22 protein-coding genes are annotated in these 26,068 nt (G+C 69.1%); 12 read left to right on the forward strand and 10 right to left on the reverse strand.

The features are described 5' to 3' along the window. The first annotated feature begins 39 nt into the window (after positions 1-39). From ACLJQF_RS33675 to ACLJQF_RS33695, 5 genes are all read left to right on the forward strand, one after another. Positions 40-729: a response regulator transcription factor gene (locus ACLJQF_RS33675; RefSeq protein WP_410614531.1), complete on the forward strand. Its 690-nt coding sequence runs from the start codon at positions 40-42 to the stop codon at positions 727-729. After that, positions 726-2,156: an ATP-binding protein gene (locus ACLJQF_RS33680; protein WP_410614379.1), complete on the forward strand. Its 1,431-nt coding sequence runs from the start codon at positions 726-728 to the stop codon at positions 2,154-2,156. The genes ACLJQF_RS33675 and ACLJQF_RS33680 overlap by 4 nt, the downstream gene beginning before the upstream one ends. Positions 2,157-2,711: 555 nt before the next feature. Beyond that, entirely contained in the window at positions 2,712-4,187 is a 1,476-nt protein-coding gene (locus ACLJQF_RS33685) for an arabinofuranosidase catalytic domain-containing protein (RefSeq protein ID WP_410614380.1), read from the forward strand. Positions 4,188-4,885: 698 nt separating this feature from the next. Next, positions 4,886-5,239, forward strand: coding sequence for an RICIN domain-containing protein (locus ACLJQF_RS33690; RefSeq protein WP_410614381.1), 354 nt, complete (start codon positions 4,886-4,888; stop codon positions 5,237-5,239). 16 nt (positions 5,240-5,255) lie between these two features. Continuing rightward, positions 5,256-7,295 carry an RICIN domain-containing protein gene (locus tag ACLJQF_RS33695; RefSeq protein WP_410614382.1) on the forward strand — a complete coding sequence of 680 codons (2,040 nt, stop codon included), beginning with the start codon at positions 5,256-5,258 and terminating at the stop codon, positions 7,293-7,295. Between the two features lie 68 nt (positions 7,296-7,363). Here ACLJQF_RS33695 and ACLJQF_RS33700 read toward each other — a convergent pair whose 3' ends face one another. Further along, the gene (locus ACLJQF_RS33700; RefSeq protein ID WP_410614383.1) at positions 7,364-7,597 is read right to left on the reverse strand and encodes a hypothetical protein; all 234 of its coding nucleotides are present in this window, start codon (positions 7,595-7,597) and stop codon (positions 7,364-7,366) included. A gap of 273 nt (positions 7,598-7,870) precedes the next feature. Beyond that, positions 7,871-8,005, reverse strand: coding sequence for a hypothetical protein (locus tag ACLJQF_RS33705; RefSeq protein WP_410614384.1), 135 nt, complete (start codon positions 8,003-8,005; stop codon positions 7,871-7,873). Positions 8,006-8,502: 497 nt separating this feature from the next. Between ACLJQF_RS33705 and ACLJQF_RS33710 the strand changes: the two genes are divergently transcribed. Then, positions 8,503-9,081 carry a hypothetical protein gene (locus ACLJQF_RS33710; protein WP_410614385.1) on the forward strand — a complete coding sequence of 193 codons (579 nt, stop codon included), beginning with the start codon at positions 8,503-8,505 and terminating at the stop codon, positions 9,079-9,081. A 674-nt stretch (positions 9,082-9,755) separates the two neighbouring features. On the opposite strand, the gene ACLJQF_RS33715 is transcribed toward ACLJQF_RS33710, so the two are convergent. Continuing rightward, entirely contained in the window at positions 9,756-10,457 is a 702-nt protein-coding gene (locus ACLJQF_RS33715; protein WP_410614386.1) for a TetR/AcrR family transcriptional regulator, read from the reverse strand. A gap of 53 nt (positions 10,458-10,510) precedes the next feature. Here ACLJQF_RS33715 and ACLJQF_RS33720 point away from each other — a divergent pair, with 53 nt between their 5' ends. The 4 genes from ACLJQF_RS33720 (at position 10,511) to ACLJQF_RS33735 (ending at position 13,162) form a co-directional block, all read left to right on the forward strand. Further along, positions 10,511-11,194, forward strand: a complete 684-nt coding sequence (locus ACLJQF_RS33720; RefSeq protein WP_410614387.1) for a DUF998 domain-containing protein — start codon at positions 10,511-10,513, stop codon at positions 11,192-11,194. Between the two features lie 250 nt (positions 11,195-11,444). Beyond that, complete coding sequence (locus tag ACLJQF_RS33725) at positions 11,445-11,786, forward strand: hypothetical protein (protein WP_410614388.1); 342 nt, start codon at positions 11,445-11,447, stop codon at positions 11,784-11,786. A gap of 283 nt (positions 11,787-12,069) precedes the next feature. Further along, positions 12,070-12,348 (forward strand): hypothetical protein, encoded by a 279-nt coding sequence (locus tag ACLJQF_RS33730; RefSeq protein ID WP_410614389.1) that lies wholly within the window; start codon positions 12,070-12,072, stop codon positions 12,346-12,348. 109 nt (positions 12,349-12,457) lie between these two features. Beyond that, a complete protein-coding gene (locus ACLJQF_RS33735; protein WP_410614390.1) occupies positions 12,458-13,162 on the forward strand; it encodes a hypothetical protein in 705 nt (234 codons plus the stop codon). A gap of 786 nt (positions 13,163-13,948) precedes the next feature. On the opposite strand, the gene ACLJQF_RS33740 is transcribed toward ACLJQF_RS33735, so the two are convergent. The 4 genes from ACLJQF_RS33740 to ACLJQF_RS33755 are packed head-to-tail and all read right to left on the reverse strand — an operon-like array spanning position 13,949 to position 17,338. Further along, complete coding sequence (locus ACLJQF_RS33740) at positions 13,949-15,151, reverse strand: ABC transporter permease (RefSeq protein ID WP_410614391.1); 1,203 nt, start codon at positions 15,149-15,151, stop codon at positions 13,949-13,951. Continuing rightward, complete coding sequence (locus ACLJQF_RS33745) at positions 15,148-15,801, reverse strand: ABC transporter ATP-binding protein (protein WP_410614392.1); 654 nt, start codon at positions 15,799-15,801, stop codon at positions 15,148-15,150. The genes ACLJQF_RS33740 and ACLJQF_RS33745 overlap by 4 nt, the downstream gene beginning before the upstream one ends. Further along, the gene (locus ACLJQF_RS33750; RefSeq protein WP_410614393.1) at positions 15,798-16,838 is read right to left on the reverse strand and encodes a peptidoglycan-binding protein; all 1,041 of its coding nucleotides are present in this window, start codon (positions 16,836-16,838) and stop codon (positions 15,798-15,800) included. The genes ACLJQF_RS33745 and ACLJQF_RS33750 overlap by 4 nt, the downstream gene beginning before the upstream one ends. Next, a complete protein-coding gene (locus tag ACLJQF_RS33755; protein ID WP_410614394.1) occupies positions 16,835-17,338 on the reverse strand; it encodes a hypothetical protein in 504 nt (167 codons plus the stop codon). Before ACLJQF_RS33755 ends, ACLJQF_RS33750 begins: the two co-directional genes overlap by 4 nt. An 87-nt stretch (positions 17,339-17,425) precedes the next feature. Here ACLJQF_RS33755 and ACLJQF_RS33760 point away from each other — a divergent pair, with 87 nt between their 5' ends. Further along, on the forward strand, positions 17,426-18,076 hold the full coding sequence (locus ACLJQF_RS33760; RefSeq protein ID WP_410614395.1) for a response regulator transcription factor: 651 nt from the start codon (positions 17,426-17,428) through the stop codon (positions 18,074-18,076). Continuing rightward, on the forward strand, positions 18,073-19,248 hold the full coding sequence (locus tag ACLJQF_RS33765; protein ID WP_410614396.1) for a sensor histidine kinase: 1,176 nt from the start codon (positions 18,073-18,075) through the stop codon (positions 19,246-19,248). Before ACLJQF_RS33760 ends, ACLJQF_RS33765 begins: the two co-directional genes overlap by 4 nt. 42 nt (positions 19,249-19,290) lie before the next feature. Here the strand turns inward: ACLJQF_RS33765 and ACLJQF_RS33770 are convergent, their stop codons facing one another. Genes ACLJQF_RS33770 through ACLJQF_RS33780 form a run of 3 tightly spaced genes read right to left on the reverse strand, consistent with a single transcriptional unit; the run spans position 19,291 to position 26,042 of the window. After that, entirely contained in the window at positions 19,291-22,437 is a 3,147-nt protein-coding gene (locus tag ACLJQF_RS33770; protein WP_410614397.1) for an efflux RND transporter permease subunit, read from the reverse strand. A gap of 16 nt (positions 22,438-22,453) precedes the next feature. Further along, the gene (locus ACLJQF_RS33775; RefSeq protein WP_410614398.1) at positions 22,454-22,897 is read right to left on the reverse strand and encodes a hypothetical protein; all 444 of its coding nucleotides are present in this window, start codon (positions 22,895-22,897) and stop codon (positions 22,454-22,456) included. Positions 22,898-22,916: 19 nt separating this feature from the next. Further along, complete coding sequence (locus tag ACLJQF_RS33780; RefSeq protein WP_410614399.1) at positions 22,917-26,042, reverse strand: efflux RND transporter permease subunit; 3,126 nt, start codon at positions 26,040-26,042, stop codon at positions 22,917-22,919. Positions 26,043-26,068: the final 26 nt, after the last annotated feature.

Raw genomic sequence — 26,068 nt, forward strand, 5'->3', positions numbered from 1 at the left:
TCCCTGCCCTGAGGACGCAAGCAGAATGAGGTGATCACCCTGCGGATCCTGGTGGTCGACGACGATCCCGACGTGCGCGACAGCCTGCAACGCAGTCTCGAATTCGAAGGCTACGACGTGGCTACCGCCGCCGACGGCGCGGAAGCCGTCCGCCAGTGCATCGGGCCCACCGCCCTGCGTCCCGAACTGGTGATCATGGACGTGATGATGCCCGGCACCGACGGCCTCGAAGCATGCCGGAACCTGCGTGCCGCGGGCGAGCGCATGCCGGTGCTGATGCTGACCGCTCGGGACGGCCTCGGCGACCGCATCACCGGCCTCGACGCCGGCGCCGACGACTACCTGATGAAGCCGTTCGCCCTGGAAGAGCTGCTCGCCCGGCTCCGCGCGCTGACCCGCCGGGCTCGACCGGCCGGCGCCGTGCCGGCCCGGCACGTAGTGCGGTTCGGCGACCTGGAGCTCGACCTCGCGACCCGGGAGGCCAACCGCGGCGGGCACGCGCTCACGCTCACCCCGACGGAGTTCGAGTTGCTGGCTCAGCTGATGGCCGAACCTCGCCGGGTGCAGAGCCGCGCTCACCTGCAACAGCAGATCTGGGGCCACGAACCCGCGACGAACAGTCTCGACGTCTACGTCGGCTACCTGCGCCGCAAGCTCGAGGCCGGCGGGGGCTCCCGGCTCATCCACACCGCCCGCGGCGTCGGCTACGTCCTGCGTGAGCCCGGATGAGGCGCCGGCGTCGTCCGGCCCGCGAACGACGACTGCTCCTGCGCAGCCGGATCGCGCTGACCACCGCCCTCGTGGTCGCCCTGTCCATCTCCGGGGTCAGCGTCATCGCCTGGCTGGTCACCGAACACAACCTCCGCACCCAGCTCGATGACACGCTGACCCAGGCGCCGATCCCGCCCGCGCCCGGCGCGGCCGACCGGGCACCACCTCTCCCCGACCTCCAGGCCATGTGCCGGAAGACCGCGGCCGGGAAGCCACTCCAGCGATTCGTCGAAGGCCTGCAGTTCCTCTTCCGGGACGGCTCCACCTGTGTGCCCGACGGAGTCGACCCGGTCGTCACCACCGCCGCCGATCTCGCCGTCACCACGGCGAAGCTGCGTGACGGGGTCACCGCCGGCGGGGTCACCGTGCGTGCCATGGTGCGGCCGTTCGGCAGCGACGCGGTGCTGATCACCAGCCGGAGCGTGGCCGACATCGACAACGCTCTCGCCGGCCTGCGCGCGGCCCTGCTCGCAGTGTCTCTCATCGGCGTCGCCGTGGCCGGAACCGCGGGTCTCCTGCTCACCCGCCAGGCTTTGCGGCCCATGGAACGGCTGACCAGTACCGCCGAGCACATCGCCCGCACCCAGGATCTGGAGACGCCGGTCGACGTCAGCGGCCGGGACGAGGCCGGCCGGCTCGGGCGGGCCTTCGCCGCGATGACGGACGCCCTGACCGAATCCCGGCGCCGTCAACGCGACCTCGTCACCGACGCCGCTCACGAACTCCGCACGCCGCTGACCAGCCTGCGCACCAACATCGATCTGCTTGCCCGGAGCGAGAACGCGCGCCGGCCGCTTCCCGAAGCCCATCGGCGCCAGCTGATCGCCAGCCTCCAGTCCCAATCCAAGGAGTTCGGTGAACTGGTGACCGAACTGGTCACCCTCGCCAGGGACCAGCGCACCCTCGATCACCTGCCGGTCCGGGTCCACACCGTCATCGAGCGGGCGGTACGGCGCGCGGCAAGTCGTTCCACCAGGCACCACATCGACGTCGAGGCCACCGAATGGTCCACCGTGGGTGATGCGGGCGCACTCGAGCGCTGCGTGGTCAACCTGCTCGACAACGCGATCAAGTTCGCCCCGGCCGGGTCGACGATCATGGTCGAGTCGGAGCCCGGCCGGATCTGTGTCACCGACGAGGGGCCGGGTGTTCCCGCACACCACCGCACGCACGTGTTCGAACGGTTCTGGCGCGCCCCCGAAGCCCGTGCACTGCCCGGCTCCGGCCTCGGGCTCGCGATCGTCGCCGACACCATCGCCGCCCACGACGGAACGGTCACGATCGAATCCTCCGGCGGCACCGGCACCCGGATCCACATCGAACTACCCGTCAAGGAGACCGGCGCGCCGGAGGAATCCTCTCACCGGCCGGCGGGAGCCTCGTGAACAGCCTGATGCGGTCTTGCCATGGTGATCAGGACCGGGTGACCGATCAGGGACGCGGTGAAAGTTTCACGGGTCACCACCTCCGGCCCGGCCGGATTTTCCTTACCGAACAACGGAATTCACCTTGGACCCGGAAAAGCTTGACAGCTGTCACCTCCCCTCCGGCATCCTGACGGCGAACGGAATCGTCCGCGCACGGGATCGGGTGGAGACGTCGATGGCTGCCGGCGATGGCGGAAACGACGAGCGGTCACGGCGTCCCTCGTGGCGATGATGCTCACCGGTACGGACACCGCGGCGGCGGCGACCTCACCTTACCGCTGCCGGTGACCGTGGTCCGGCCGTTGGCCGGGTGCTCGGCAAGCCGGTACGTCAACGGCGGCTGGAGCACCGGACACGTCGCGACGGTGACCGTCACCGACGACCGCTCTCACACCCGGCGGGCGGAGCGAACCGATTCGACAAGTTCAATTCTTGCTGTAGCAGGCAGAGACGGCGTATCGTTCGATGTCTAGTCGAACCGATTCGAGTACTACTGATTCGTTCGGAGTCGTCATGGTTCAACGGCGAACCACCTTTTCCGCTTCCGCTCGCATCACGGCTGCCGTCGCGACCACATTCGCGCTCACCGTCACCGTGGGAGCACCCGTTCTTCCCGTCGCGCAAGCCGCCACGACGGGACCATGCGACGTCTACGCCTCGGGCGGCACCCCGTGCGTGGCCGCGCACAGCACGACCCGCGCGCTGTACGGCTCGTACAACGGCCCGCTGTACCAGGTCAAGCGAGCGTCGGACAACACCGTGCGAGACATCGGCGTGCTCAGCGCGGGCGGTACGGCCGACGCCGCCGCCCAGGACTCGTTCTGCGCGGGCACGACGTGCCTCATCACCGTCATCTACGACCAGTCCGGCAAGGGCAACCACCTCACCCAGGCGCCCCCCGGCAACTGGCCCGGCCCCGCACCCGGCGGCTGGGACAACCTCGCCGACGCGACGGCGGCCCCGATCACCGTCGGCGGGCAGAAAGCGTACGGCGTCTACATCTCACCCGGCACCGGCTACCGCAACAACAGCACTCACGGCGTCGCGACCGGTGACCAGCCGGAGGGCATCTACGCGGTCGTCGACGGCGTCCACTACAACAACTGGTGCTGCTTCGACTACGGCAACGCGCAGACGACCAACCACGCCGACGCGCCCGCCATCATGGAGACCGTCTACTTCGGAGCCGACCGGCAGTGGGGTTACGGGGACGGCCCGGGCCCGTGGGTCATGGCCGACCTGGAGTGGGGACTGTTCTCCGGCGTGAACGCGGGCCACAACCCGAACCCGACCGTCAACCACCGCTTCGTGACCGCCATCGTCAAGGGCGAACCGAACCACTGGGCCATCCGGAGCGGGGACGCGCAGTCAGGTGGTTTGTCGACCACGTTCGACGGTCCGCGCCCCAGCGGGTACCACCCGATGAAGAAGCAGGGAGCGATCCTGCTCGGCATCGGCGGAGACAACAGCGTTTCCGGCGCCGGAACCTTCTACGAAGGCGTTCTGACCTCCGGCTACCCGTCCAACGCCACCGAAGAGGCTGTACAGGCGAACATCACCGCCGCCCAGTACGCGCCACCCGGCGGAGGCAGCCCGCCGCGCAGCGCCCAGATCGTGGGCAGCCAGTCCGGCCGGTGCGTCGAGGTGCCGAACAGCTCCACCACCAACGGAACCCAGGTGCAGCTGGCGGACTGCCAAAGCGCCGACCGGCAGCGCTGGACCACCACGCCCGACCGAGGGCTGCAGGTCTACGGCACCAAGTGCCTCGACGCCAACGGCCAGGGCACCACCAACGGCACCCAGGTGATCATCTGGGACTGCCACGGCCAGGCGAACCAGCAATGGAACGTCAACTCGAACGGCACCATCACCGGCGCGCAGTCCGGCCTCTGCCTGGACGCCAGCGGCGCCGGCACAGCCGGCGGCACGAAGATCATCCTCTGGTCGTGCAACGGCGGGGCCAACCAACGATGGAGCCTGCGCAGCTGACAGCGCGTCCACGAGCCGAGCGCGGAACACACCGGGCTCTCCTCGCGCGTCGGGCTGACGCTGGAAGGTACCTCGACCGGCACACACTCCGGAGGCGGTTGATGTCAAGGACATCCTCGCGGCGGGCGGCCCACCGGCCCTCGGCGGCCGGGTTTGCCGTCGGGGCTCGTGATCGACACCCCCACCGCGAAGGCGGTGGCGGCGGAAACACCCACCTGCTGGTGGACCACCCCGAAACCGCGCGAAACGCGATCCTGGGGACTACCTGTTCGAGCCGGGGTACGGGGCCGGCAGGTGCATCCTCGAGCTTCGACCGGCTGGGGTGCGCCAAGCAGTGGCTCGGCCGTACAGACATGGGATTGCAACGCAGGCCCTGCCCAGCTGCGGGCGTTCACCAATGGCATGTTCACGCGCGGCGGCAGGTGCTCGGATGTCAGCGGAGCCAACCAGAAATGGGGCAACCCCGCGATCGGCTGCGCAGCCCGCGATTCACCGTTGGCGTCGCGCATGTGTCGATTGTGTCGAATTTCCACGGGCGACATCAGCTGAGCGGTGCGCACCTTCGAGCACACTCCCTCGAATCCGTTCCAGGAGTATCCGTGACATCGACGTCTCGCACCCTGCACGCTCCCTGGTGGTCATCCGTTTTCTCCATGTCGCTGAATCATCGCTCAAATGTTCACGTTAACATTCGAATGATGGTTTCACCGCGGATGGGAGCGTTGGTCGTCCACCAGACCGGCGGCCTTCCCTGGACCGTCAGCACCACCGGCGGCGCGGTCACCTTGACCTACACCGGTAGCGGCAAGGTTCTCGACGTCAACGGCTCTTCCTCGACAGAAGGGCTGCAAGTGCAGCAGTGGAGCGGCAAGGGCGGTACCAACCAGCAGTGGTACCTGCGGTCCACCGGCGACGGCTACTACACGATCGTCAGCCACGACAGCGGGCTGCTGGCCGACGTGTACGGCCAGGCCACCACCGACGGCGCCAAGGTGGTGCAGTGGAGCGCGAACGGCGGCGCCAACCAGCAATGGCAGTTCGTACCAGCCTGAACGAGGGATCACAGCCATGGACATCAGATCCGTGCCGAAGAGGCGCACACTGTCCGCACTTGGTGCGGCCGTACTCGCCCTGTCCATGACCAACACGGCCGCCGCGGCGAACCCGGCCGAGGTCATCGCCGTGGCGCCGAACGACGCACCGGCCACGATCATCGCGAACGCCGCGAACGTCGTGCCCTCCGCGCGCCAGCTGGCCTGGGAGCGGGCGGAGCAGATGGCGTTCATCCACTTCGGCGTCAACACCTTCGACGGCCGGGAATGGGGCACCGGGACCGAGGACCCGAACATCTTCCAGCCCACCGGCCTGAACACCGACCAGTGGGCGGCCTCGCTCAAGGACACCGGGTTCAAAGGGGCTGTCCTCACCGCCAAACACCATGACGGCTTCCTGCTGTTCCCCTCCAAAGCGTCCGCGTTCGGAGTCGCGTCCGACCGCGCGTGGCAAGGCGGCAACGGCGACGTGGTGAAGAACTTCGCCGATTCCATGCACAAGTACGGGCTCAAAGTCGGTATCTACCTGTCCCCGGCCGACCTGCACGAGAACCAGCCCGGCGGGAAGTTCGCCAACGGCAGCCCGGCCAGGGCGGTGACCATTCCCAGCGACTCCTCGGAGGTCGTCAACGGGGTGACGTTCCACCTCAACTCGGACGATTACAACACCTACTACGAGAACACGCTCTACGAGCTGATGTCCCGTTACGGCAGCATCGACGAGCTGTGGCTGGACGGCGCCAACCCGACCGGCCGCAACCAGCCGTACAACTTCAGCGACTGGATCAAGATCGTCCGCGGGCTGCAACCCGGCGCGGCGATCGAGAACGACGGCGGGCCGGACATCCGCTGGGTCGGCAACGAGAACGGCTACGCCCGCCAGTCCGAATGGTCGGTCGTGCCCTTCACCGGCAACGCCGCGACCGCCGCCGACACCGTCATCAACCCGCCCGGCGGTTACGCCGCCCCCGATCTGGGCAGTGACAGCCTGCTGTCCCAGCGCAAGTCCGACGGGACCAGCGCGTGGAACCTGCTGCGCTGGTCGCCCCCGGAGTGCAACGGCACGCTGTCGGCGCACCACAACTGGTTCTGGCAGCCCGGTGACACCTGGCGGGGCGCCCAGGAACTGGAGGAGATCTACTACAGCTCCGTGGGCCGCAACTGCAACTTCCTGCTGGACGTCCCGCCGAACCGGCAGGGCGTGTTCGACCAGTCGGCCGTGACCGCGCTGTCCCAGCTCAACGCCAGGATCACCGGGACGTTCGGCACCAACCTCGCCGGCGGCGCCACGGTGGCCGACGACACCGGATCGGCCAACACCGCCGGGCACACCCCGAACCTGGCGCTGGACGGCAACCTGGACACCTCCTGGCAGCTCACCTCCACCACCGGCGGACTGGTGTTCACGTTACCGGCTGCACGTACCTTCGACGTCGTCTCCACGCAGGAGGACCTCAACATCGGCCAGCGGGTCAAGTCGTACGCCGTGGACGCGTGGAACGGCACCTCCTGGAACCAGATCGCGAGCGACACCACGATCGGCCAGAAGAAGCTCATCCGCCTGTCCTCGCCTGTCACCACCAGCCAGGTGCGACTGCGGATCACCGGCTCCCGAGCGGTACCGGCGATCGCCGAGTTCGGCCTGTTCCAGCGGCCGGGCGGTGGCGGTACGCCGGGGACCATCACGTCGGTGTCGGCGGGCAGGTGTGTCGACGTCAACGGGGCAGGGACGGCGAACGGCACCGCGGTGCAATTGTGGGACTGCAACAGCGGCGGCAACCAGCAGTGGAACCGCACCGCCGGCAAACAGATCACCGTCTACGGCAACAAATGCATGGACGCCCAGGGCGGCGGCACGAGTGCCGGTACCCCGGTGGTGATCTGGGACTGCTCCGGTGGCGGCGGCCAGCAGTGGAACGTCAACTCCAACGGCACCATCACCGGCGTGCAGTCCGGACTGTGCCTCGACGCCTACGGCGCGGGCACCACGAACGGCACGAAGATCGTGCTCTGGACGTGCCACGGCGGGACGAACCAGCAATGGCAGGTCCACTGACCGGAGCGTAGCCAGCCTGTCCTGGCCAGGTCGCGCCTGTCCGACGCGACCTGGCCGGCGACGTCTGATCAGGACTTCGCCTGGGAGCCCGGCGACGGTGCGTTGGCGAAGACGCCGACGAGGCCGCTCTCGTCGCCGTCCCGCCGTCGCCGTGCGATCCGCTCGGCGATGTAGCCGGTGTACTCGCTGAACGCCGTCATCGCGCGGGACAGGCGGGCGGGATCGGGCGATCCCAGCCCACCCATCATGTCGTCCGACCAGCAGAGCAGATCCGGGCGGTCCACCGGCTCGACACCGAGCATGTCCCCGATGAAGAACAGCGGCAACGGCCTTGATCGCTACGTCGCCGCGTTGACCACTGCAGACGCGCTCGGATCCGTGGTCCCGAACTTGGCCGGGCAATTCGGCGGCGCACAGCGGTGAGCCGGAGCCCGGCAAACTGCCGAGAACCGCCGGCGGGTCGCGGTACGTGGAACGATATGACTGGACTCCCCGCCTCGCCGGCGTCGACCCGACTCGCGAGCCGGCGCCTACGGCCCGGAGCCGGCCTTGCTCGCGTTCGTCGGCGGAGTGACCTACCTGGCCGCGCAGTACGTCACCGTGGCCTGGAGTCCCGCACCCTGCGAACGGCCCGGCATCGGTGCGCTCGTCGCCGGCGCGGCGATCGTGCCCGCCGCCGCCCGCATCCGCGCCCGGCACTGCACCGACATTCGGCGTCCTGCCAGGAAAGCACCGGCGCGGGACCGGGACGGCACACGGTCACGGTGCCGGCTACCTCAGATAGCGCCGTTCGATCGCCCGGCAGTCCGCTTCGTCCGGAAGCAGCGGCCGGACCCAAGCGTGGAACGTGACGCCGTCGTGTCGCCACAGGGTTGCCCGCGGCACCGTCGCGCGATCAGCCGCCGGGCCGACATTCCCCACGGACCTCGTGCCGTCCCGGGTGCCCGTTCGCCGCGCCTGAACTGGCCGGAATGACCGGCGCTGTGCCAGACGCCGGTCTCGTGCCATTCGGTCAGGCGGCGCCAGCAGGTGCCAGGCGACTGCGTTCCGCCCTCGACCCGAACCGCCCCAAGCACCGAGGTGCACGATGCTCAGCAGTCTCCACAGAGCCGCCGTGACAGGCTCCGTATCCCCGCGTCGGGCCGGTGCCCGGCTTAGCCGGCGAACCGTCGGTGGCCATGGGCTGAGGTTCGCGTTCTACGGGCGGATGTCCACGGTCGAGTTCCAGGACCGGACGACGTCGTCGGGGCGGCAGCGCGAGGTCGCCGAGGAGACAATCCGAGGGCACGGCGTGATCGTGGCGGAGTACTTCGACGAAGGGTGTTCGCGTCGGCTGCCTTGGCGCGAACGGCCGGCCGCTGCACAGCTGATCGCAGCAGCGGAACAACCGAACCGTTCATTCGACGCCGTCGTCATCGGAGAGCACAAGCGAGCGTTCTACGGAGACCAGTTCGACGACGTGCTGACCGCGCTCCGGGAGCAGGGTATCCAGCTGTGGCTACCCGAAGCGGGCGGTCCGGTGAACCTTGACGACCCGGTACACCAGGCGTTGATGCCGCCGCTCGGGTCCCAGTCGCGTCGCGAGGTGCTGCGCGCCCGGCACCGGGTGCTGGCTGCGATGCACATTCAGACCTGCGTGCAGGGTAGGTTCCTTGGCGGTCGGCCACCCTATGGCTACCGCCTCGCCGACGCCGGCCCGAACCCCCACGCGTGGGATATCCCCCGTGTTTGGGGAGATCATGCGTTGATTGTAGCGCAGAGTCACCGGCTGCGCCTTTGGTCATGACTCCTGCCGCATGCGGCAGCTCTCGTGCCTGGAACCCGCGCTCGACCATGCATGCCCCGCCGTCGATCAGAAATGCGCGGGTGAGAGCTCCATACTCGGGACCATCGGCGAAATGGACGGCCGGTAGAGGTCGTCGCCGAAGTGCTGTTCCCTGTCCACCGGTGTGATCGGCGCGCCGGCGTGGCTGCAGATCTGCCGAGCGACGGCCTCGAGATCGGTGCCCCAAACGCGGGGTGAGCGTGTCGTCGACGGTGTAGAAGGTGCGGGAATCCTCGGTCTAGGGCGGTATCCGGGCGTCCGGGTCGGACACCGCCGCGGTCAATACCGGTTGGCGGGGTCGGCCATGGACCAAGTGCGGACGGTTCTGTCGCGACTGGCGATAGTAGTGACTTCCCGTCCGGGCTGAAGACGCACCGGTGTCGGTGTCGGCGTGTCCGGTAAGGACCACCGGTGCGGTGAGCGCGCCGCGCGTGACATCCCAGACGCGGACGGTCCAGTAGTATCCGGTACTGACCGGAGTCCGGCCGTCGGGGCTGAAGCGGCCCGCGGCGGCCGCCTCGATGTGTGCGCCCCGGCGACTACATCTTCGTGCCGCCGTACGTGCCGCACCGCGAGGAGAACCCGACCGACGAGGAAGCAGTCGGCATCACCGCCCGCCGAGGCGGTGTGGTTGATCAGCCGAGATGGGCGGCGATGCCGTCGAGGACGTGTTCCAGCCCGGTCTCGAACTGCCATCGCAGGTCGTCCTTGCGGGTGCCTTCGTGGACGTAGCGTTCGAACGTCGGATAGCGGCCCGTGCCCAGCAGCCACGTCATCTGCGCCGACAGTCCGGTCCTCGCCTCGGTGCCGCTGGCCCAATCCTTCTCCTGCATCAGTTGGCGTAGGCCGATTTCGGCGCTCGTGGCCCCGTGCACATAGGCGGCGACCGTGCGGAAGACGCTCATCATCGTGTCGGCGTCGAGATCGAAGCCCCGCAGGGAGGCGAACGCCCGCTCTGCGAGGGCCATCCGGTTGGGCGTCAGCTCATACGCTGCCCGTGGCGCGGAAAGCTGGGTCAGCCACGGGTGTTTCACCACGAGGGCGCGAATGCCAGTGGCGAACGCTCGCATGGTCTCGCGCCAGCCGGCGCCGTCGGGGACGTCGACCTCGCCGTAGACGAGGTCGACCATCAGCTCGAGGACGTCGTCCTTGCCCGACACGTGGCGGTAGGCGGCCATCGGGGCGACACCCAGCTCGGTGGCGAGGCGTCGCATGGTGATGGCGTCCAGTCCGTCCGAGTCGGCGATGCCCACCGCGGCCGTGGCGATCCGCTGAGCCGACAGGGCCGGCCGGGCCGCGGTGGACGCCTGTTCGAGCCGCTCCCACAGGGACGTCATGCCACTTCCTCCCAGATGTGTACAACGTATCCTAGCGTGTGTACGTTGTACATATGAACGTACTACGTACACGTCTGGTCCTTCTCGCCGCAGGCGCAGCCGGGCCGATAGCCTTCGTCGCGTCCTATGTGGTCAACGGGGCAACACAGGCCGGCTACAGCTCATGGCACAACACCATCAGCACACTCAGCCTGGCCGACCACGGCTGGATCCAAGACACCAGCTTCGTGCTCTACGGAGTACTTACGCTGTGCTTTGCCGAAGGGCTCAGACGTTCGAGCGCGGTCAGCGCGTGGGGATTTGCCCTCCTTGCCCTCGCCGGGCTGGGGCTCCTGGTCATCGGCACGTTCCGGACCGACCCCATCCTGGGTTTCCCCCCAGGGCAGCCCGGCATCGTCACACCTGGCGGCACCATACACAGCATCGGAGCTCTGGTGGTCTTCCTGGCGTTTCCGGCCGCCATCCTCGTCACAGCGGTCCGCATGTCTCGTGGTTGGGCTGCGTTTTCCAGCGCGAGCGGTGTTCTGTCGCTCATCGCCGTCGCACTGTTCTTCGCAGCCGTCTCAGCGGCAAACGGCCACGACGGCGGAGGGTCCCCGGCCGGTATCCACGAGCGGCTGCCGACCCTCTTCATCGGCCTCTGGCAGATCGCGTTTGGACTCCGGGTACTGGCAAGGGGAGCAGCCCCCCGCTCGCGTCGATCAGTCTCGCCCGGCAGTTCGCCACGCCATGCATGAGATCCGGATTTCCGGTGCAGCGAACGGCTCTCCCTCCAGCACCCGGTTCACCGCCAAACAGCAGCCGCCCCGACCAAGTCCCTATATGGCCCGCGAGAGCTTGGTGCAGTCCTTCTCTCGTGGTGTCGCCTCCTACTCTCGCCACCACGAGCGCCCGCATCATCCGCTCACGCTCTGATCTCACGTACGTCAGATTGCGTACGCCGCGGCCGCGCCTTGCTCCCACACGTTTGTCGGTACTGTGCTGTTCATGACCGAGAGTTCCACTGCCGGCGCCGAGGCATTGCTCAGCGAGGCGATCCTCCCGCTCGCTGCCAGCACGTTCGTGGTGACGTTCACGGGTGTCGGACTGGGGCGCGAGCGAGCCAGGAACGTGCTGGACAAGGAGATCTACCGCCGGTTCGGCAAGCCCCGCGGAAGCGACGCCCACCACGCCTACCAGGCGGTCATCGTCCAGATCGTCCTGATCTGGGAGCAGGCGCTGCTCGCGGCGCGTACCTCTTCCGGCCCACTGCGGTTGCTCCCCGACGGCGCCCGCGTGCTCGCCGCTACCGACCCGCTCGGCGAGGTGCACACCCTGCTCCGAGTGTGAGCTGCGGACCCGGTCAGCAGCGACTTCACGGAGGGCTACCTGCGGTGTTGTAGCGTCTCGGGGTGCAGATCTGGACGGAGCACCCCGCCAAGACCGACGTCGGTGCGGTCGTTCGCCGCTACTTCAGCCTGCTCCAGGCCGGGAAGATCGCCGAGGCCCTGCGTGTCAGGGTGAGTTGAGTCCACTGGGTCACAGCAACCCGGCCTGATGCAGGGCGAGATACGGATCGACTGACATGACCCGCAAGACCATGTCCCCGGTAGTCGAGGGCGACAATGAGAGGATGGATTCCCAGCACCCGCGCAGCGACGGGCCACGGCGGCGATGCACGTTCACCGCGTCGGAGAAGCTCGCGCATCTGGACGCCTACGAGGCGGCGTGCGAGCAGGGCGACGGCGGCGGGTACCTGCGGCGGGAAGGCCTGTACTCGTCGTTGATCAGCGAGTGGCGCAAGCAGCGTGATGCCGGCGTGCTGGCGGGTAAAAGCCCGGCGAGAAGGTCGGCAGGCTGTCCGCCGAGCAGGCTGAGATCGCGCGGCTCACGCGGGAGAACGCCCGTTTGAGCAAGCGGTTGAACACCACCGAGACGGCTCTGGACATCATGGGAAAAGCGCACGCTCTCTTGGAAGGTCTTTCCGAGAGAGCGGATTCCGACGAGAAGCGCAAGAAGCGTTGACCCACGCCTACGCGTCGATGACCGCCGATGGTGTGCCCACGAGGCAAGCCGCCTGGTTGACCGGGCTGGCGCGCTCGACGGCGATCCGTCACGGCACGACCGCCGCCGCGCCCACGCCGGTGGTCGTGGCGCATCCGGCGCCGGACCCGGTCAACAAGCTGACCGTTTCCGAACGCCTGCGGATAATCCAGGTGCTCACCAGCGAACGATTTGTGGACCTGGCGCCGTTGCAGATCTATGCCCAGCTGCTCGACGAGGGCGTCTACGTGTGCTCGGTGTCCACGATGTACCGGGTGCTGGCGGAGAACAAGCAGGTCAAGGAACGCCGCCGGCTGGCGCGCCATCCCTCGGCCGTCTGCCCGGAACTGGTCGCGACCGCAGCCCGGCAGGTCTACAGCCGGGACATCACCAAGCTCGCAGGGCCGGTGAAAGGCACCTACTTCGACGCGTACGTGATGATCGATATCTACTCCCGGTTCATCGTCGGCGTCCATGTCCACGCCCACGAATCCGGTGTCCTGGCGAAGGAACTGATGGAACAGATCTTCACCGTCCACGGCGTTCCGCAGGTCCGGGCCAGGCACCCGCACCGGTTCGGTGGCATCACCACGGCACCGAAGGTGCTCGATCTCCCCGCCACCGTGTGGATCAACCGACCAGCCGACGACACCAGCCAGGAGCCCAAGCCCGAAGCCGCCTAACACCCACTGGTCTCACCCACCTTGACAAATTCCGCGACCGACCCGGACGCGTTCGAGTCCATTGCCAGCTGGGTGAGCTCACGCCCGAACCGGCTTACCGACACTCATGACAATTCCAAGTGCACGGCGACACCACAGCTCCCGACAACCCCGAGCGGCCCACCCGAAGTAACAACGGCAGCGTCATTGCGCCATGACCACGAAACCACCAGCGTCATCGGCTATCAGTAATGTCCCGACCCGCGCACCCTCGAACCCACAGGCGACGATCCGCGCGGCCGGGTTGCGGGAAGCGCCCAGAACGCGGGAGATTACCCCATGTCTGCGTGTTCAAAGGGGGACTTGAACCCCCATACGTGGGATATCTCCCGTGTTTGGGGAAATCATGCGATGACTGTAGCGCAGAGTCACCCTTCTTACACGAACCATCGTCGTGCGCAATGGTGCCACGTGAAAACCACCACGGTGGCGGCCTCGCCGAGCAGAGTCAGCATACTACCGACCACGATCGGCGCGGTGTACTTATCGCCTTCGTCGAATTTCGCCCGCCGCTCATCCGGTCACACCCGGATATGGACCCGGTGGCCCGGGCGGATCCCACCCTTGTTGTGTTCGAAGGTCTCCGTCCTGGTTCGCCCATCGGGCCCGGTGTACTCGACGTCCGCGGTCCGGTACTCCCGGACCCCGGTCGCGACTACCCGCCCCGGGAAGCCCGGCCGACCGGTTCACATCCGCGAGCATCGAAGCGCCGGCGCGTCGTGACCCCGGTGACGGGAGCCGACGTGTTCAGGTCGTGCTCAGGGCGTCGGTGGGCGAGAGGCGGGCGGCTCTCCAGGCCGGGTAGACGCCGGCACCGGCGCCGATCACCAGCGTGGCGAGCACGCCGCCGACGGTCGCCCAGGCCGGTACCACCACGGGCCAGTCCTGGTAGGTGGCATATCCGGTGATTACCGCCGTCGCGAGCACTACGCCGCCGAGCCCGCCCAGCACGGAGAGCAGGAGCGACTCGCTGAGGAACTGCATGCGGATCTGCCCGCGGGTGGCACCGAGCGCACGGCGCAGGCCGATCTCCGGGCGCCGTTCCAGCACGGAGATCACCATCGTGTTGGCCACGCCGACGCCACCGACGAGCAGCGCGACCGCGCCCAGCCCGAGCAGCAGCCCGGTCAAGGTGGCATCGGCGGCCTGCCTGGCCACGAGCGCGTCCGATGGGCGTGACACGCTGACCTCGTTCGGGTGTTCCGGATTGGCTGCCCTGGCAAGGATTCCCTGCACGTCCACGACGGCGTCGTCGCGGGTCCGGGTGTAGATGGTCGTCGGGTACCCGTCGAAGCGCAGGTCGGACATCGCAGTCGGCCAGCCGATCAGCGCCGCGTAGTCCAGCTCCGGCGCGAGCGGGACCGGGTCGAGCACGCCGACCACGGTGTACCACCGGCCGGCCAGCCAGACCTGGGTGTCCACCGTCGCGGTCCCGGCACCGAGCCGCCGCGCGGCGGTCGAGCCGAGCACCACCGCGGGGTACCGGTCGGTCGCTGCGTTGAGCCAGGTGCCGCCGGCCACTCGACCACCGACCGTGCCGAGGAGGTCGGTCCGCGCGGCGAGCACCGAGAGGCTGCCTGTCTCCGCCGGCGGTGTGCGGTCGTTGGGGTACACGTGTGCGGTGGTCAGCTTCGCCGTCGCGGTCACCGAGGTGACGCGGTCGAGCCCGCCGATCATCGCCACCGACTCGGTCGGCAGGTGGGACGCGTCGCCGAAGAGGCTCTGGCCGGGGGCGACCTTCAGCAGGTTCGTGCCGAGTGCGGCGAGCCGGCGGTCCAGGCTCGCCGCACTCGAGCTCGCGATGCCCACCACGCAGACCATCGCGGCGATGCCGATCGCGATGCCCAGCGCGGAGAGCACCACCCGGAGCGGGCGGGTGTGCAGGCCGGCCGCCCCGACCCGGACGACGTCCCGAGGGGAGAGCCGGGCGGCTTGCGTCGCGGTGGTCACGAGATCACCTGCCCGTCGCGGATCTCCACCCGGCGCGGCAAACCGGCGGCGATCTCACGATCGTGAGTGATCACCACAACTGTGGTTCCGGCGGCGTTCAGGTCGAGCAGTAGCTCCAGCACCTGTGCCCCGGAGCGGGAGTCGAGGCTTCCGGTGGGTTCGTCGGCCAGGATCAGCTCCGGCTCGCCGACGATGGCACGGGCGATCGCCACCCGCTGCTTCTCGCCACCGGAGAGCTGGTGCGGGCGGTTGGTGGTGCGGTGTTCCAGGCCGACCCGGCGTAGGGCCCGCTCGGCACGACGCCGCCGCTCGCGCAGCCCGACTCCGGCGTAGAGCAGGCCGTCGGCCACGTTGTCCAGCGCCGGTACGCCCGCCGCGAGGTGGTACTGCTGGAACACGAAGCCGATGGTTCGGCCGCGCAGCGCGGACAGCCGGCGATCGGAGAGCCGGGACAGGTCGTACCCGGCGACCGTGACCGAGCCGTTGGACGGCAGGTCCAGCGCGCCGATCAGGTGCAGCATCGTCGACTTGCCCGATCCGGACGGACCGACGACGCCGACGAACTCGCCGTGTTCGATGGTGAGCGACACGTCGCGAAGGGCCTGGACACCGCCGGGGTAGGTCTTGCCGACCCGATCAAGGGTGATCACGAGGGCACTCCCACCCGCGTGCCCGCGGTGATTTCGGCGCCGGCGACCTGCACCCGGCCGTCGGCGAACATGCCGAGGTCGACGGGCACGAGGTGGCCGGCCGATCCGGTCACCACCCGCACGGCGTACCGGCCGTCGGGGAGCACGGTGAGCGCGGCGACCGGGACCGTCAGCACGTCCTGTGCGGTCGCCGAGATCAGCTTGACGGTGACCGGCGCCTGGTCGAGGGTGCCGAGCGCGGCCTGGTCCGCCACGCGGACGGTGACCGCGATGGTCGCGGGGTCGCCTTCCCGCTGCCCGGCGACGGCCACGGACCCGACTGTCACGACGGTGCCGGGGACCCTCTTGGCATCCGGCAGGGTGATCTTTGCCGCGATGCCGGGCCGGACCAATGTCTGCAGGGCCACGGGGAGGGCGATCTGCACGACTCTGGTGGTGCCGGTGTAGGTGAGCAGCTGACCACCCACGTGGTCGCCGACGTGCCCGGTGATCGACGTGACCCGGAACGCGGTGGGCGCGACGACGACGCCGGCCGGGTCGAGTACACCGGTCCGGGGCAACCCGAGATCGTCCTGCCATTCGCGCACCGCGCTCGCGGTTGCCGCCGTGTAGCTGCTGTCGACGGTGAACCCGGTGTAGCCGAGCGCGGCGAGGTTGTCCTCGACCTCCCTGACGTCGTCGCCGTCGAGTCCGGACCGTAGCTGCCGGTAGAGCGGCAGCCTGCCGAGGAGCAGGGGCACCGGCAGGTTGTCCCGTTTGCAGACCGGCCGCCCACGGCCGACCACCGACCCCGGCTCCGGCAGCCACGTGAGGGTGCCCGGACCACTCGTGGTCACCGGGACCGCGGTGCCGTAGCCGAGCGTCCCGCCCACGTCCTGCGTCTGCGTCAACGTCGTTCGGATCACGGGCGCGGTGGCCGGTGGCAAGTCCGCTGCCCGGGACGGCGGCGCCGAACCCTGCCCGCCGATGCCGATCATGGCGACCGCCGCCCCGGCGAGCACCACCGAGCCGGTCGCCACGATGGCTCGCCGATTCACTTGCCCTTGCCTTTCGGCCCGGCCAGTTTGCCCTCACACGCCCGTTGCGCCGCCTGGTAGCCCGGATCGTTCTGGATCACGGCCCGGTCCGCGTTGGCGAGGCGCCCACCGATCGTGCTCTGGCCGGTCTCCGGGTCGGGGTCGCTCATGTCGATTCCGTGCTCGCGCATGCAGACCGCGTACGCCCGCAGCCCGTCGAGCTCCTGCTGGTCCTGCACTTGCGGTGCTCCGCCGTCGGGCAGCAGATGCCGGCAGGCCCGCGTGGCCGCGTTCCACTCCTGGCTCGACGCCCCGGCAGGCGCGGCGAGGGACTGCTCGGCGGAGTTCGGATCCGGGTCCGGCACGTTCTGGCCGTGCTCACGAAGGCACCTGGCGAAGTCCGCCATCGAGTTCACCGCCCTCGCGCTCGTCGTCGGGCCCGCCCCGGGCGCCGATCCACCGTTGTCGCAGGCGGCGAGCAAGGCCAGCAGCAGGAGGGTCAACGGAACAAGTCGTCTCATGGCCGTCAGGTCTACGCCGGAGCCGGTGACACCAGCCCTACGGCGGATGTTGCGCGGATGTCATGCACGGCGGCGCACAATGGTGCCGTGCGAGTGCTGGTGGTCGAGGACCACACGACGTTGGCCGCTCGGATCGCCGAGGGGCTGCGCGACGCGGGCATGGCCGTGGATGTCGTGCACGACGGCGCGACCGCGCTGGACTTCGCCGGGCAGACCGCCTATGACGTGGTGCTGCTCGACCGGGACCTGCCGGGGGTGCACGGTGACCAGGTGTGCCGGACGCTCGCCGCGGCCGAGGGCGGCGCCCGGATCCTCATGCTGACCGCGGCGTCCGGGGTGGACGAGCGGGTCGACGGGCTGGAGCTCGGCGCCGACGACTACCTCGGCAAGCCGTTCGCGTTCCACGAGCTGGTGGCACGGGTGCGCGCGCTGTGCCGCCGGGTGCCGTCCGCGCCGCCCGTCGCCCGGCGGGGTGATCTCACCGTGGACCGCGCCCGGCACCGCGCCGGCCGCGGAACCCGCGCGCTGTCCTTGACGCGCAAGGAGTTCGGCATCCTGGAGTTGCTCGTGGCGGCCGACGGCGCCGTGGTCAGCGCCGAGGAACTGCTCGAGCACGTCTGGGACGCGCATGTGGACCCGTTCAGCAACATCGTCTCCGTGACGATGACTCGGCTGCGTCGCAAGCTCGGGTCGCCACCGCTGATCGAGACCGTGGTGGGCAAGGGGTACCGGATTTGATCCGGCCACGGCTGACCGTCCGGACGCGCCTGACCGTGCTGTACACCGGCTTGTTCGCCGCGTGTGGAGCCGTCGTCGTAGTCGTCACCTATGTGCTCGTCGCCGGCCTGCCGCTCGTCAACGGCACCCAGCAGATCAGTGTGTCCGGCGATCCGCAGGCGGCCCTCGACCAGTGCCGTCAGCAGAGCCAGGCCGCCGTGGACGCGAACCTGCGAGAGAAATGCGCTTCGTTGCCCTCGATGATCGATGCTCTGCAGGGCGCCCGGAACCAGCGTGACGCGACCCTGTCCCACCTGCTGGGGTACTCACTGACAACACTGGCGGTGGTCATCGCGCTCGCCGCGCTCGCCGGCTGGGTCGTCGCCGGCCGGGTGCTGCGGCCGGTCCACCAGATCGCCGCGGCCGCACGCACCGCGTCAGAGCACAACCTGTCCGCTCGGGTGTCGCTGACCGGCCCCCGAGACGAGCTGCGCGACCTGGCCGACACTTTCGACGACATGCTCGGCAGGCTCCAGGCCGCGTTCGCCAGCCAGCGCAGGTTCATCGCCAACGCCAGCCACGAACTGCGCACCCCGCTGGCCGTCATGCGCACCACCGTGGACGTCGTGCACGCCAAGCCGGACCCCCGATCGGCCGACCTGATCCGCATGGGAGAGGACATCCGCGTCGCCGTCGACAACGCCGAGCGGCTCGTGGACGCGCTGCTCACCCTCGCCCGCAACGAAACCGGGCTCACCGCACGGGAGAACGTCGACCTGGCCACCGTCGCCGAGGACGTGCTCGACTCCGCCGACCTCCGCGACCGCCGCCCGCACCCGGCCCTGCGACCGGCTGTCACCTCCGGCGATCCGGTACTCCTGGAACGCCTCGTCGCCAACCTCGTCGACAACGCCGCACGCTACAACGTCCCCGGCGGCGACATCTGGCTCGCCACGACCACCAGGGACGGCCAGGCCGTCATGACCATCGCCAACACCGGCCCGGCAGTTCCCCCGGACGACCTCGACGGACTGTTCGAACCGTTCCGGCGCCTGCACGACCGCACCAGCAGCGACGGCTTCGGCCTCGGTCTGGCCCTCGCCGCGTCGATCACCGCCGTGCACGACGGGCAGATCACCGCCCACCCCAGACCCGGCGGCGGCCTCACCATCACCGTCACCCTCCCTCGGTAGCGCGGGCGCCGACCAGGACCTCCACCATCGGCGGCGAACTGCTTAAACGTGCTGCGGCGCAGGTGCGTCTTCGACCTCGGCGGACCGCCCGGCCCGGCCGAAGCGCAGGTACAGGGCCGGCAGGACGAACAGGTTGAGCAGGGTCGAGGTGACCAGGCCCCCGGCGATCACCACGGCCATCGGATGCTCGATCTCGTGTCCCGGGATGTCTCCCGCGACCACCAGCGGCAGCACCGCCAGCCCGGTGGCGAGCGCGGTCATCACGATCGGCCGCAGTCGTTCGCGGGCCCCGCGCAGCACCAGGTCCAGGCCGAACGGCATCCCTTCCACTTCTTCCAGGTGGTGGAAGTGGCTGATCAGCATGATCCCGTTGCGCGCGGCGATCCCGAACACCGTGAACAACCCGACCAGGGCGCCGAGCGAAAGCACGCCGCCGTTGATCAGCGCGGCCAGGATGCCGCCGACGACGGCCATCGGCAACGCGACGAACGCGAGCATCGTCATCCGCCAGTTGCGGAACGCGGACTGCAGCAGCAACAGAATCGCCACCGCCGCGCCGATCGCGACCAGCAGGATCTGCTCCTGCGCCGCCTGCCTTTCCTGGTACGTGCCGAGCAGCTCGGCGTGGAACCCCTGCGGGTACTGGACGTCCTTCAGCTTCTGCTCGATGTCGCCGACCACCGCGCCGAGGTCACGACCGGACACCTCCGCCGTGACGTCGATGCGGCGTGCGGCGTTCTCGTGCTTGATCGCGTTGGGCACCGGGACGAGGGTGACATCCGCGATGTCGCCCAGCCTCACCTGGCCACCGGAGGGCTTGTCCAGCAGCAGGTTCTGGACGTCGGTGACACTGTGGCGGACCTGCGGCACGCTCCACACCTGGACGTCGTAGGTCTTGCCGCCGCGGTAGATGTCGCCGACCTCCTCCCCCGCGATCAAGGTGCCGGCTGCCCGGCGCGCGTCACCCGGCTTGAGCCCGTGCTTCTGAGCCTCGTCGAGTTTCACCGTCACCTGCAGTTGCGGCTCGTCCTGCTGCAGCTCGACCTTCGCGTCCACCGTGCCCTCGACCCCGGCGATCGCGTTCTTGACCTCGTCCGCCTTGGCCCGCATGGCCTCCAGGTCCGTGCCGAAGATCCGCACCGTGATCGGGTAGCTCGACCCGGTCAGCACCTCCTCGATCCGTTCGGCGAGGTAGGTCTCGACGTTGTGGAACATGCCGGGGTACCGGTTGACCACCTCTTCGACGGCTTCGAGGGTGCTGTCGTAGTCGACGTCCGGATCGATGCTGATCCAGTTCTCGCCGAAGTCGACGCCGACGATCTCCTCGGCGAGGAACGCCTGCCCGATGTGCGAGCCGAAGTTCCGTACGCCCGGGATCTCCCGGAGGTCCTTGCTGATGCTCTCGACGATCCGCCGCTCCTCGGTGAGCGACGTACCCGGCTTGGTGACCCAGTGGATCAGGAAGCCACGCTCCTTGAACTCCGGGAACAGCGACTGCCCGAGCAGCGGCAGGACCGCGATTCCGGCGACCAGCAGCACACCGGCCGCGGCGAACGCGCGCCGAGGGCGACGCACGACCCGGGTCAGCAGTGCCGTGTACCGGGGTTGCAACCAACGCACCACCGGTGATTCGCGTCGCTCGAAATTGGCTTTGCGCAACAAGATCAGGCACAGACCCGGCGTCACGGTCAACGCCACCGACATCGACGCCAGGATCGCCAGCGCGTAGGCCAGTGCCAACGGCCGGAAGAACGAACCGGACAGCCCGGGCAGCAAGATCACCGGCGACACCGCGGCGACTTCGATCGCCGTCGCGTAGATGATCGCCTTCCGGACCTCGAGCGACGCCGACAGGATCACCCGCGCGGTCGCACCGCGCGTGGCGTCCGGATGTGCGGCGCGATGTTGTTTCAGCCGCCGGAAGACGTTCTCCACATCGACGATCGCGTCGTCCACGACGTCGCCGAGCGCGATCACCAGCCCGGCCAGGATCATCGTGTTGATCGTGTAGCCCGCGGCGTCGAGGATCAGCCCCACCGTGATCACCGACAGCGGGATCGCCACTACGCTGATCAATGCGGTCCGCCAGTCCCACAGGAACAGGCCCAGCATCAGCACGAGCAGCAGGGCGCCGATGATCATCGACGTGGTCAGGTTGCCGAGCGCCGACTGGATGAACGTCGCGGGCCGGAAGATCGTCGTGTCGATGTCGATGCCCTGCAGGCCGGGCCGCATTTCGTCGATCGCCCGCTCGACGCCTTTGTCGATGTCGAGAGCGTTGCCCCACGGGAACTTTTCCACGACGAGCATCAGCCCGGTGCCGTCGTTGATCACTGCGTCGCCGATCAGCGGAGGATGGTCGCGGATGACGTCGGCGACTTCACCGAGCCGCACCGACGTGCCGTCGGTCCGCTCGACGGCGACCTGCGCGAGGTCGTTCGGGGTGACGATCGGCGGCAGGTTCTGCAGGCCGAGCCGCTGGTTCGGCGTATCGACGAAGCCACCGGTGCCGAGGACCGCACCGTTGGTGAACTGCAGCAGCCCGGAGTCCACCGCATTCGAGGTCGCCTCCATCACCTGAGTGAGGGTGACTCCCTTTTCCTGCAGGCGTTTCGGGTCGACCTGCACCTGCTGCAGATCCAGTCGCTCACCCCAGATCGCTACGTTCGCCACGCCCGGGACGCGCAAGATCCGGGATCGCAGCGTCCAGTAGGCCATGGTCGAAAGGTCGAGCGCGTCGACGGTTTTCGAGCTGACTCCGATGTGCATCGCGCGGCTGGTCGCCGACAGCGGCGGGCGGATGACCGGTGGTGCCGCCCAGGTCGGGAGCTGGTGGGCGACGGTGCCGATGCGCTCGGACACCAGCTGCTCGGCGTTGAGGACGTCGGTGCCGCCCTTGAAGATCATCTCGATGGACGAGACGCCGGAGACCGACTTCGACCGGATGGTTTCGATGCCCGCGACCCCGTTGAACGCGTGCTCGAGCGGAACGGTGACCAGGGCTTCGACTTCGGTCGCGTTCAACCCGACGCACAGCGTCTGCACCTCGACGCGAGGTGGCGCGAATTCGGGGAACACGTCCACCGGCGTCTTCTTCAGCTGCAGGGCGCCGAAGAACAGCAGCGCGCCGGCCAGCGCGAGTACCAGGAACCGGCCTTTGAGGCTCGACCCGACGATCCACCGCAGCATGCCAGGGCTCCTGACGTCAGTCGCCGATCTCGGATTCGGCGCCGAACAGTTCGGCCGCGCCGATGGTCACCACGGTCGTGCCGGCGGGCGGGCCGTCGGTGAGCACGACACGATCACCCGAGATCGTGTCGACAACGAGCTTGACCCTCTTGAAGACCAGCGGTGTCGAAGTCCCGTACACGTAGGTGTCGCCCTTCGCGTCGTACAGCAGCGCCCCATAAGACACGACCTTGCGCGGCACGCCGTCGACCTTCTCCTCGCGCACGGTGTCGGTCTGCAACCCGATCAGCTCCGCGGCGTCGGCTTTCAGCGTCACCGCGGGAATCTCGCCCTCGGCGACCTGCTCGACGGCCGCGGGCGGCTCCTCGGCCGCCGCCCCGGTCGCGGCGCCGCAGCCGGCTGTGGCCAGGCCCGCGGCGGCCAGGAGGACGCCGGTCCAGACGTGCTTGCTGCTGCGCATTTTCGCTCCTTCCACGGACTCAGACATGACCATCGGCTGTGGGCTGCTCGTCGGCGAGTGCCGTATCGGTCACCTGTTCACCGCGCCTGGCCCCGAAAGCCAGGTACAGCGCCGGGACGACGAGCACGACCAGCACCGTCGAGGTGAGCAGGCCGCCGAGTACCGTCACCGCCATCGGACGCACGATCTCCAGCCCGGCCGCGGTGCCGAAGAACAGCACTGGCAGGAAGAACACGGCCAAGGCGCCGGCGGTCGCGACCACGCCGCCGAGCGCGTCGTGCGTGCCGCGCACAACCAGGCCAGGACCGAACTCCGCGCCGTCGTCACCGAGGCGGCGGTAGCGCCGGACCAGTGCGACAGCGCCCCGCGCGGCGACGCCGAACACCAGCAGCATGCCCGCCAAGGAGCCCAGCGACAGTTCGCCGTCGAACAGCACGGTCGCCAGTACCCCGCCGGAGAGCGCGAAGAGCAGCGCGATGAACGTGAGCCCGGCCAGCCGCCAGCCGGCGAACGCGACCTGCAGCAGGAGGAACACGCCCAGGGCGGCGGCGATCGCGACCGCCAGCAGCATGCCCTGCGCGTCCTGCCTTTCCGAGTAGTCGCCCAGCAGCGCGGCGTGGTACTCCAGCGGGAACCGGACGTCGTCGAGCCGGCTCTGCACGTCCGCGGACACCTCGCTCACCGACCGCCCTGACACCGAGAGCGTGACGTCGACCCGCCGCGAGACGTCCTCGCGCTTGATCACCGTCGGCTTGGACCCGACGGTCACCTTGGCGACGTCGCCGAGCCGCACGTGCCCGCCGCTCGGGGTGTCGAGCACCAGATCGCGCACGCCGGAGAGACTGGCCCGGCTGGCGGGCGTACCGCGAACGACGACCTCGAAGATCTTCTGACCTTCGTACAGGCTGCCGACCTCGGTGCCGTTCACCAGCGTCGCCGCTTCACGCCGGACGTCACCCGGTTTGATCCCGGACCGCGCCGCCGCGGCGAGGTCGACGTCCACGAGCATGGTCGGTTCCTCGGCCTGCGTCTCGACCCGCGAGCCGACGACGCCGGAGACTCCGGCGACCGTCGCGCGGACCTCCTCGGCCTTGCGGCGCAGGATGTCGCTGTCCTGCCCGTACAACCGGATCGTGACGTCGTCGCTGTTCGTCGCGAGGATCTCCGCCGTCCGGCTCGCGCCGTAGGTCAGCACCTTGCTCTTGATACCGGGGTAGCCGCCGACCGCCCGGCGGACAGAGGCCAGGGTGCCCTCGTAGTCCGCACCCGGATCGACGGTGACCCACAGCTGGCTGGAGTTGGTGCCGACCACCTGGTCGGCCAGTACCGCCCGGCCGACCTGCACGGTGACACGCCGCACGCCGTCGATCCGCTTGAGCCGGTCGCCCGCCCGCGCGGTGATGCGGTTCATCTCGGGCAGCGACGTGCCGGCCGGCCCGTCGAACTCGACGAGCACGTCCGGGTCCTTGGCGGCGGGGATCAGGGACGACCCGAGCAACGGGAAGAGGCCGATTCCAGCGGCCACCACGACAAGTGCGCCGACCAGGATCCGATACGGGTGGGCGAGCGCGCGCACGAGGAACCGGACGTAACGCGCTCCCGGGCCGGTCGGTCGTGGCCCGGCCCGGCCGGGACGGAGCAGCAGCGCACCCAGCATCGGCGTCAAGGTCAGCGCGACGACCGACGACGCCAGCACCGCGGCACCGTAGGCCAGGACAAGCGGCAGGTAGAACGTACGGGCCTGGCCGTCGATGAACAGCACCGGAACCGCGGCCAGCAGGGCGATCGCGGTGGCGAAGATCGCTGAACCGCGCGTGCGCAGGCTGGCTTCGACCGCATGCCCGGACCGGGACTCCCCGGTCGCTCCCGCGCCCCGGCGGAGTTCGCTCAGGTCGACGAGGATGTCGTCGACGATCAGGCCGGCGGCGACCACCAGCCCGGCGATGGTGAGCAGGTTGACCGTAGCGCCGGCCAGGCTGAGCAGGACCCAGCCGGCGGCGAGCGACACGGTGAGCGAGACGGCGGCCGCGAGCACGCCGCGCCAGGAGCGGAGGGTCAGCGCGAACACGGCCAGCAGCAGGATGCCGCCGATCAGCAGCCAGAGGCCGACGTTGCCGATCGCGGACTCGAGGAACACCGCCGGGCGGAACACGCCGGTGTCGACGTTCACGCCCTGCAGGCCGGGGCTCAGCTCACCGATCGCCTGGTCGAGGCCGTGGGTGACGGCGAGGGTGTCCGCGCCGGGGAACTTCTCGACGACGAGCACCAGACCCGGGCCGCTGCCAACGGCGGCGTCGCCGATCAGCGGCTGGTGGTCCTTGACGACGGTGGTGACGTCGCCGAGCCGCACGATGCGGTCCGGCGTGTCTTCGACGGTGACCTTGGCGAGGTCTTCGGCCGACACGATCGGCGACACGTGCTGGATGCCGAGCCGCTGGTTGTTCGTGTCGAAGAAGCCTCCGGAACCGGGCGTCGAAGCTTCGAGGAAGCTCAGGGGGGACACCCACATCGCGTTGCCCGCCGTCTGCAGTACCTGCGCGAGCGAGATGTCGCCGGCGGCCAGGCGCTTCGGATCGACCTGAACCTGCAGCTGCTGGTCGCGCTGGCCCCAGATGGACACGTTGGCCACCCCGGGCACGCCCATCAGCCGCGGCTTGATGGTCCACCTGGCGAGCACGGAGGTATCGATCAGCGAGATCGTTTTCGGAGTCAGTCCGATCATCATGACCCGGCTGGACGAGGACAGTGGTTCAAGCATGATCGGCGGTTTGGACACGTTCGGCAGGGCCTTGGCCTGCGTGATGCGCTCCTGCACGACCTGGCGGGCCTTGAGCGGGTCGGTTCCCTCGTCGAACACCAACGTCAGCGAGGACAGCCCGGGCACCGACTCGGAGCGGATCGTCTTCAGCCACGCCACGCCGTTGAGCAGGTCCGCCTCGAGCGGAACCGTGATCAGCTGCTCGACCTCGGCTGCGGAAAGGCCGAGCGCCTCGGTCTGGACCTCGACCGAGGTCGGCGAGAACTCCGGCAGTGCGTCGAGCGACGAGGCCCGGAGCTGGGTGAAGCCGAAGACCAGCAGTGCCGCGGCGCCGACGAGCACCAGCAGCCGCAGCTTCACGCTCTGACCGACGATCCAGCGCGTCATGGCAGGACTCCCCTCCCACACGATGG

The sequence above is a fragment of the Amycolatopsis sp. lyj-109 genome (genome assembly GCF_046548995.1).
Classification (GTDB): Bacteria; Actinomycetota; Actinomycetes; order Mycobacteriales; family Pseudonocardiaceae; genus Amycolatopsis.

Excerpts from the sequence above, each read along its gene's own strand:
- ACLJQF_RS33720 (WP_410614387.1), top strand. The coding sequence starts at position 10,511 with ATGAACGTACTACGTACACGTCTGGTCCTTCTCGCCGCAGGCGCAGCC.
- ACLJQF_RS33775 (WP_410614398.1), bottom strand. The coding sequence starts at position 22,897 with ATGCGCAGCAGCAAGCACGTCTGGACCGGCGTCCTCCTGGCCGCCGCG.
- ACLJQF_RS33780 (WP_410614399.1), bottom strand. The coding sequence starts at position 26,042 with ATGACGCGCTGGATCGTCGGTCAGAGCGTGAAGCTGCGGCTGCTGGTG.
- ACLJQF_RS33710 (WP_410614385.1), top strand. The coding sequence starts at position 8,503 with ATGTCCACGGTCGAGTTCCAGGACCGGACGACGTCGTCGGGGCGGCAG.
- ACLJQF_RS33725 (WP_410614388.1), top strand. The coding sequence starts at position 11,445 with ATGACCGAGAGTTCCACTGCCGGCGCCGAGGCATTGCTCAGCGAGGCG.
- ACLJQF_RS33755 (WP_410614394.1), bottom strand. The coding sequence starts at position 17,338 with ATGAGACGACTTGTTCCGTTGACCCTCCTGCTGCTGGCCTTGCTCGCC.
- ACLJQF_RS33690 (WP_410614381.1), top strand. The coding sequence starts at position 4,886 with ATGGTTTCACCGCGGATGGGAGCGTTGGTCGTCCACCAGACCGGCGGC.
- ACLJQF_RS33715 (WP_410614386.1), bottom strand. The coding sequence starts at position 10,457 with ATGACGTCCCTGTGGGAGCGGCTCGAACAGGCGTCCACCGCGGCCCGG.
- ACLJQF_RS33680 (WP_410614379.1), top strand. The coding sequence starts at position 726 with ATGAGGCGCCGGCGTCGTCCGGCCCGCGAACGACGACTGCTCCTGCGC.
- ACLJQF_RS33695 (WP_410614382.1), top strand. The coding sequence starts at position 5,256 with ATGGACATCAGATCCGTGCCGAAGAGGCGCACACTGTCCGCACTTGGT.
- ACLJQF_RS33700 (WP_410614383.1), bottom strand. The coding sequence starts at position 7,597 with ATGCTCGGTGTCGAGCCGGTGGACCGCCCGGATCTGCTCTGCTGGTCG.
- ACLJQF_RS33770 (WP_410614397.1), bottom strand. The coding sequence starts at position 22,437 with ATGCTGCGGTGGATCGTCGGGTCGAGCCTCAAAGGCCGGTTCCTGGTA.
- ACLJQF_RS33685 (WP_410614380.1), top strand. The coding sequence starts at position 2,712 with ATGGTTCAACGGCGAACCACCTTTTCCGCTTCCGCTCGCATCACGGCT.
- ACLJQF_RS33705 (WP_410614384.1), bottom strand. The coding sequence starts at position 8,005 with ATGTCGGTGCAGTGCCGGGCGCGGATGCGGGCGGCGGCGGGCACGATC.
- ACLJQF_RS33730 (WP_410614389.1), top strand. The coding sequence starts at position 12,070 with ATGGATTCCCAGCACCCGCGCAGCGACGGGCCACGGCGGCGATGCACG.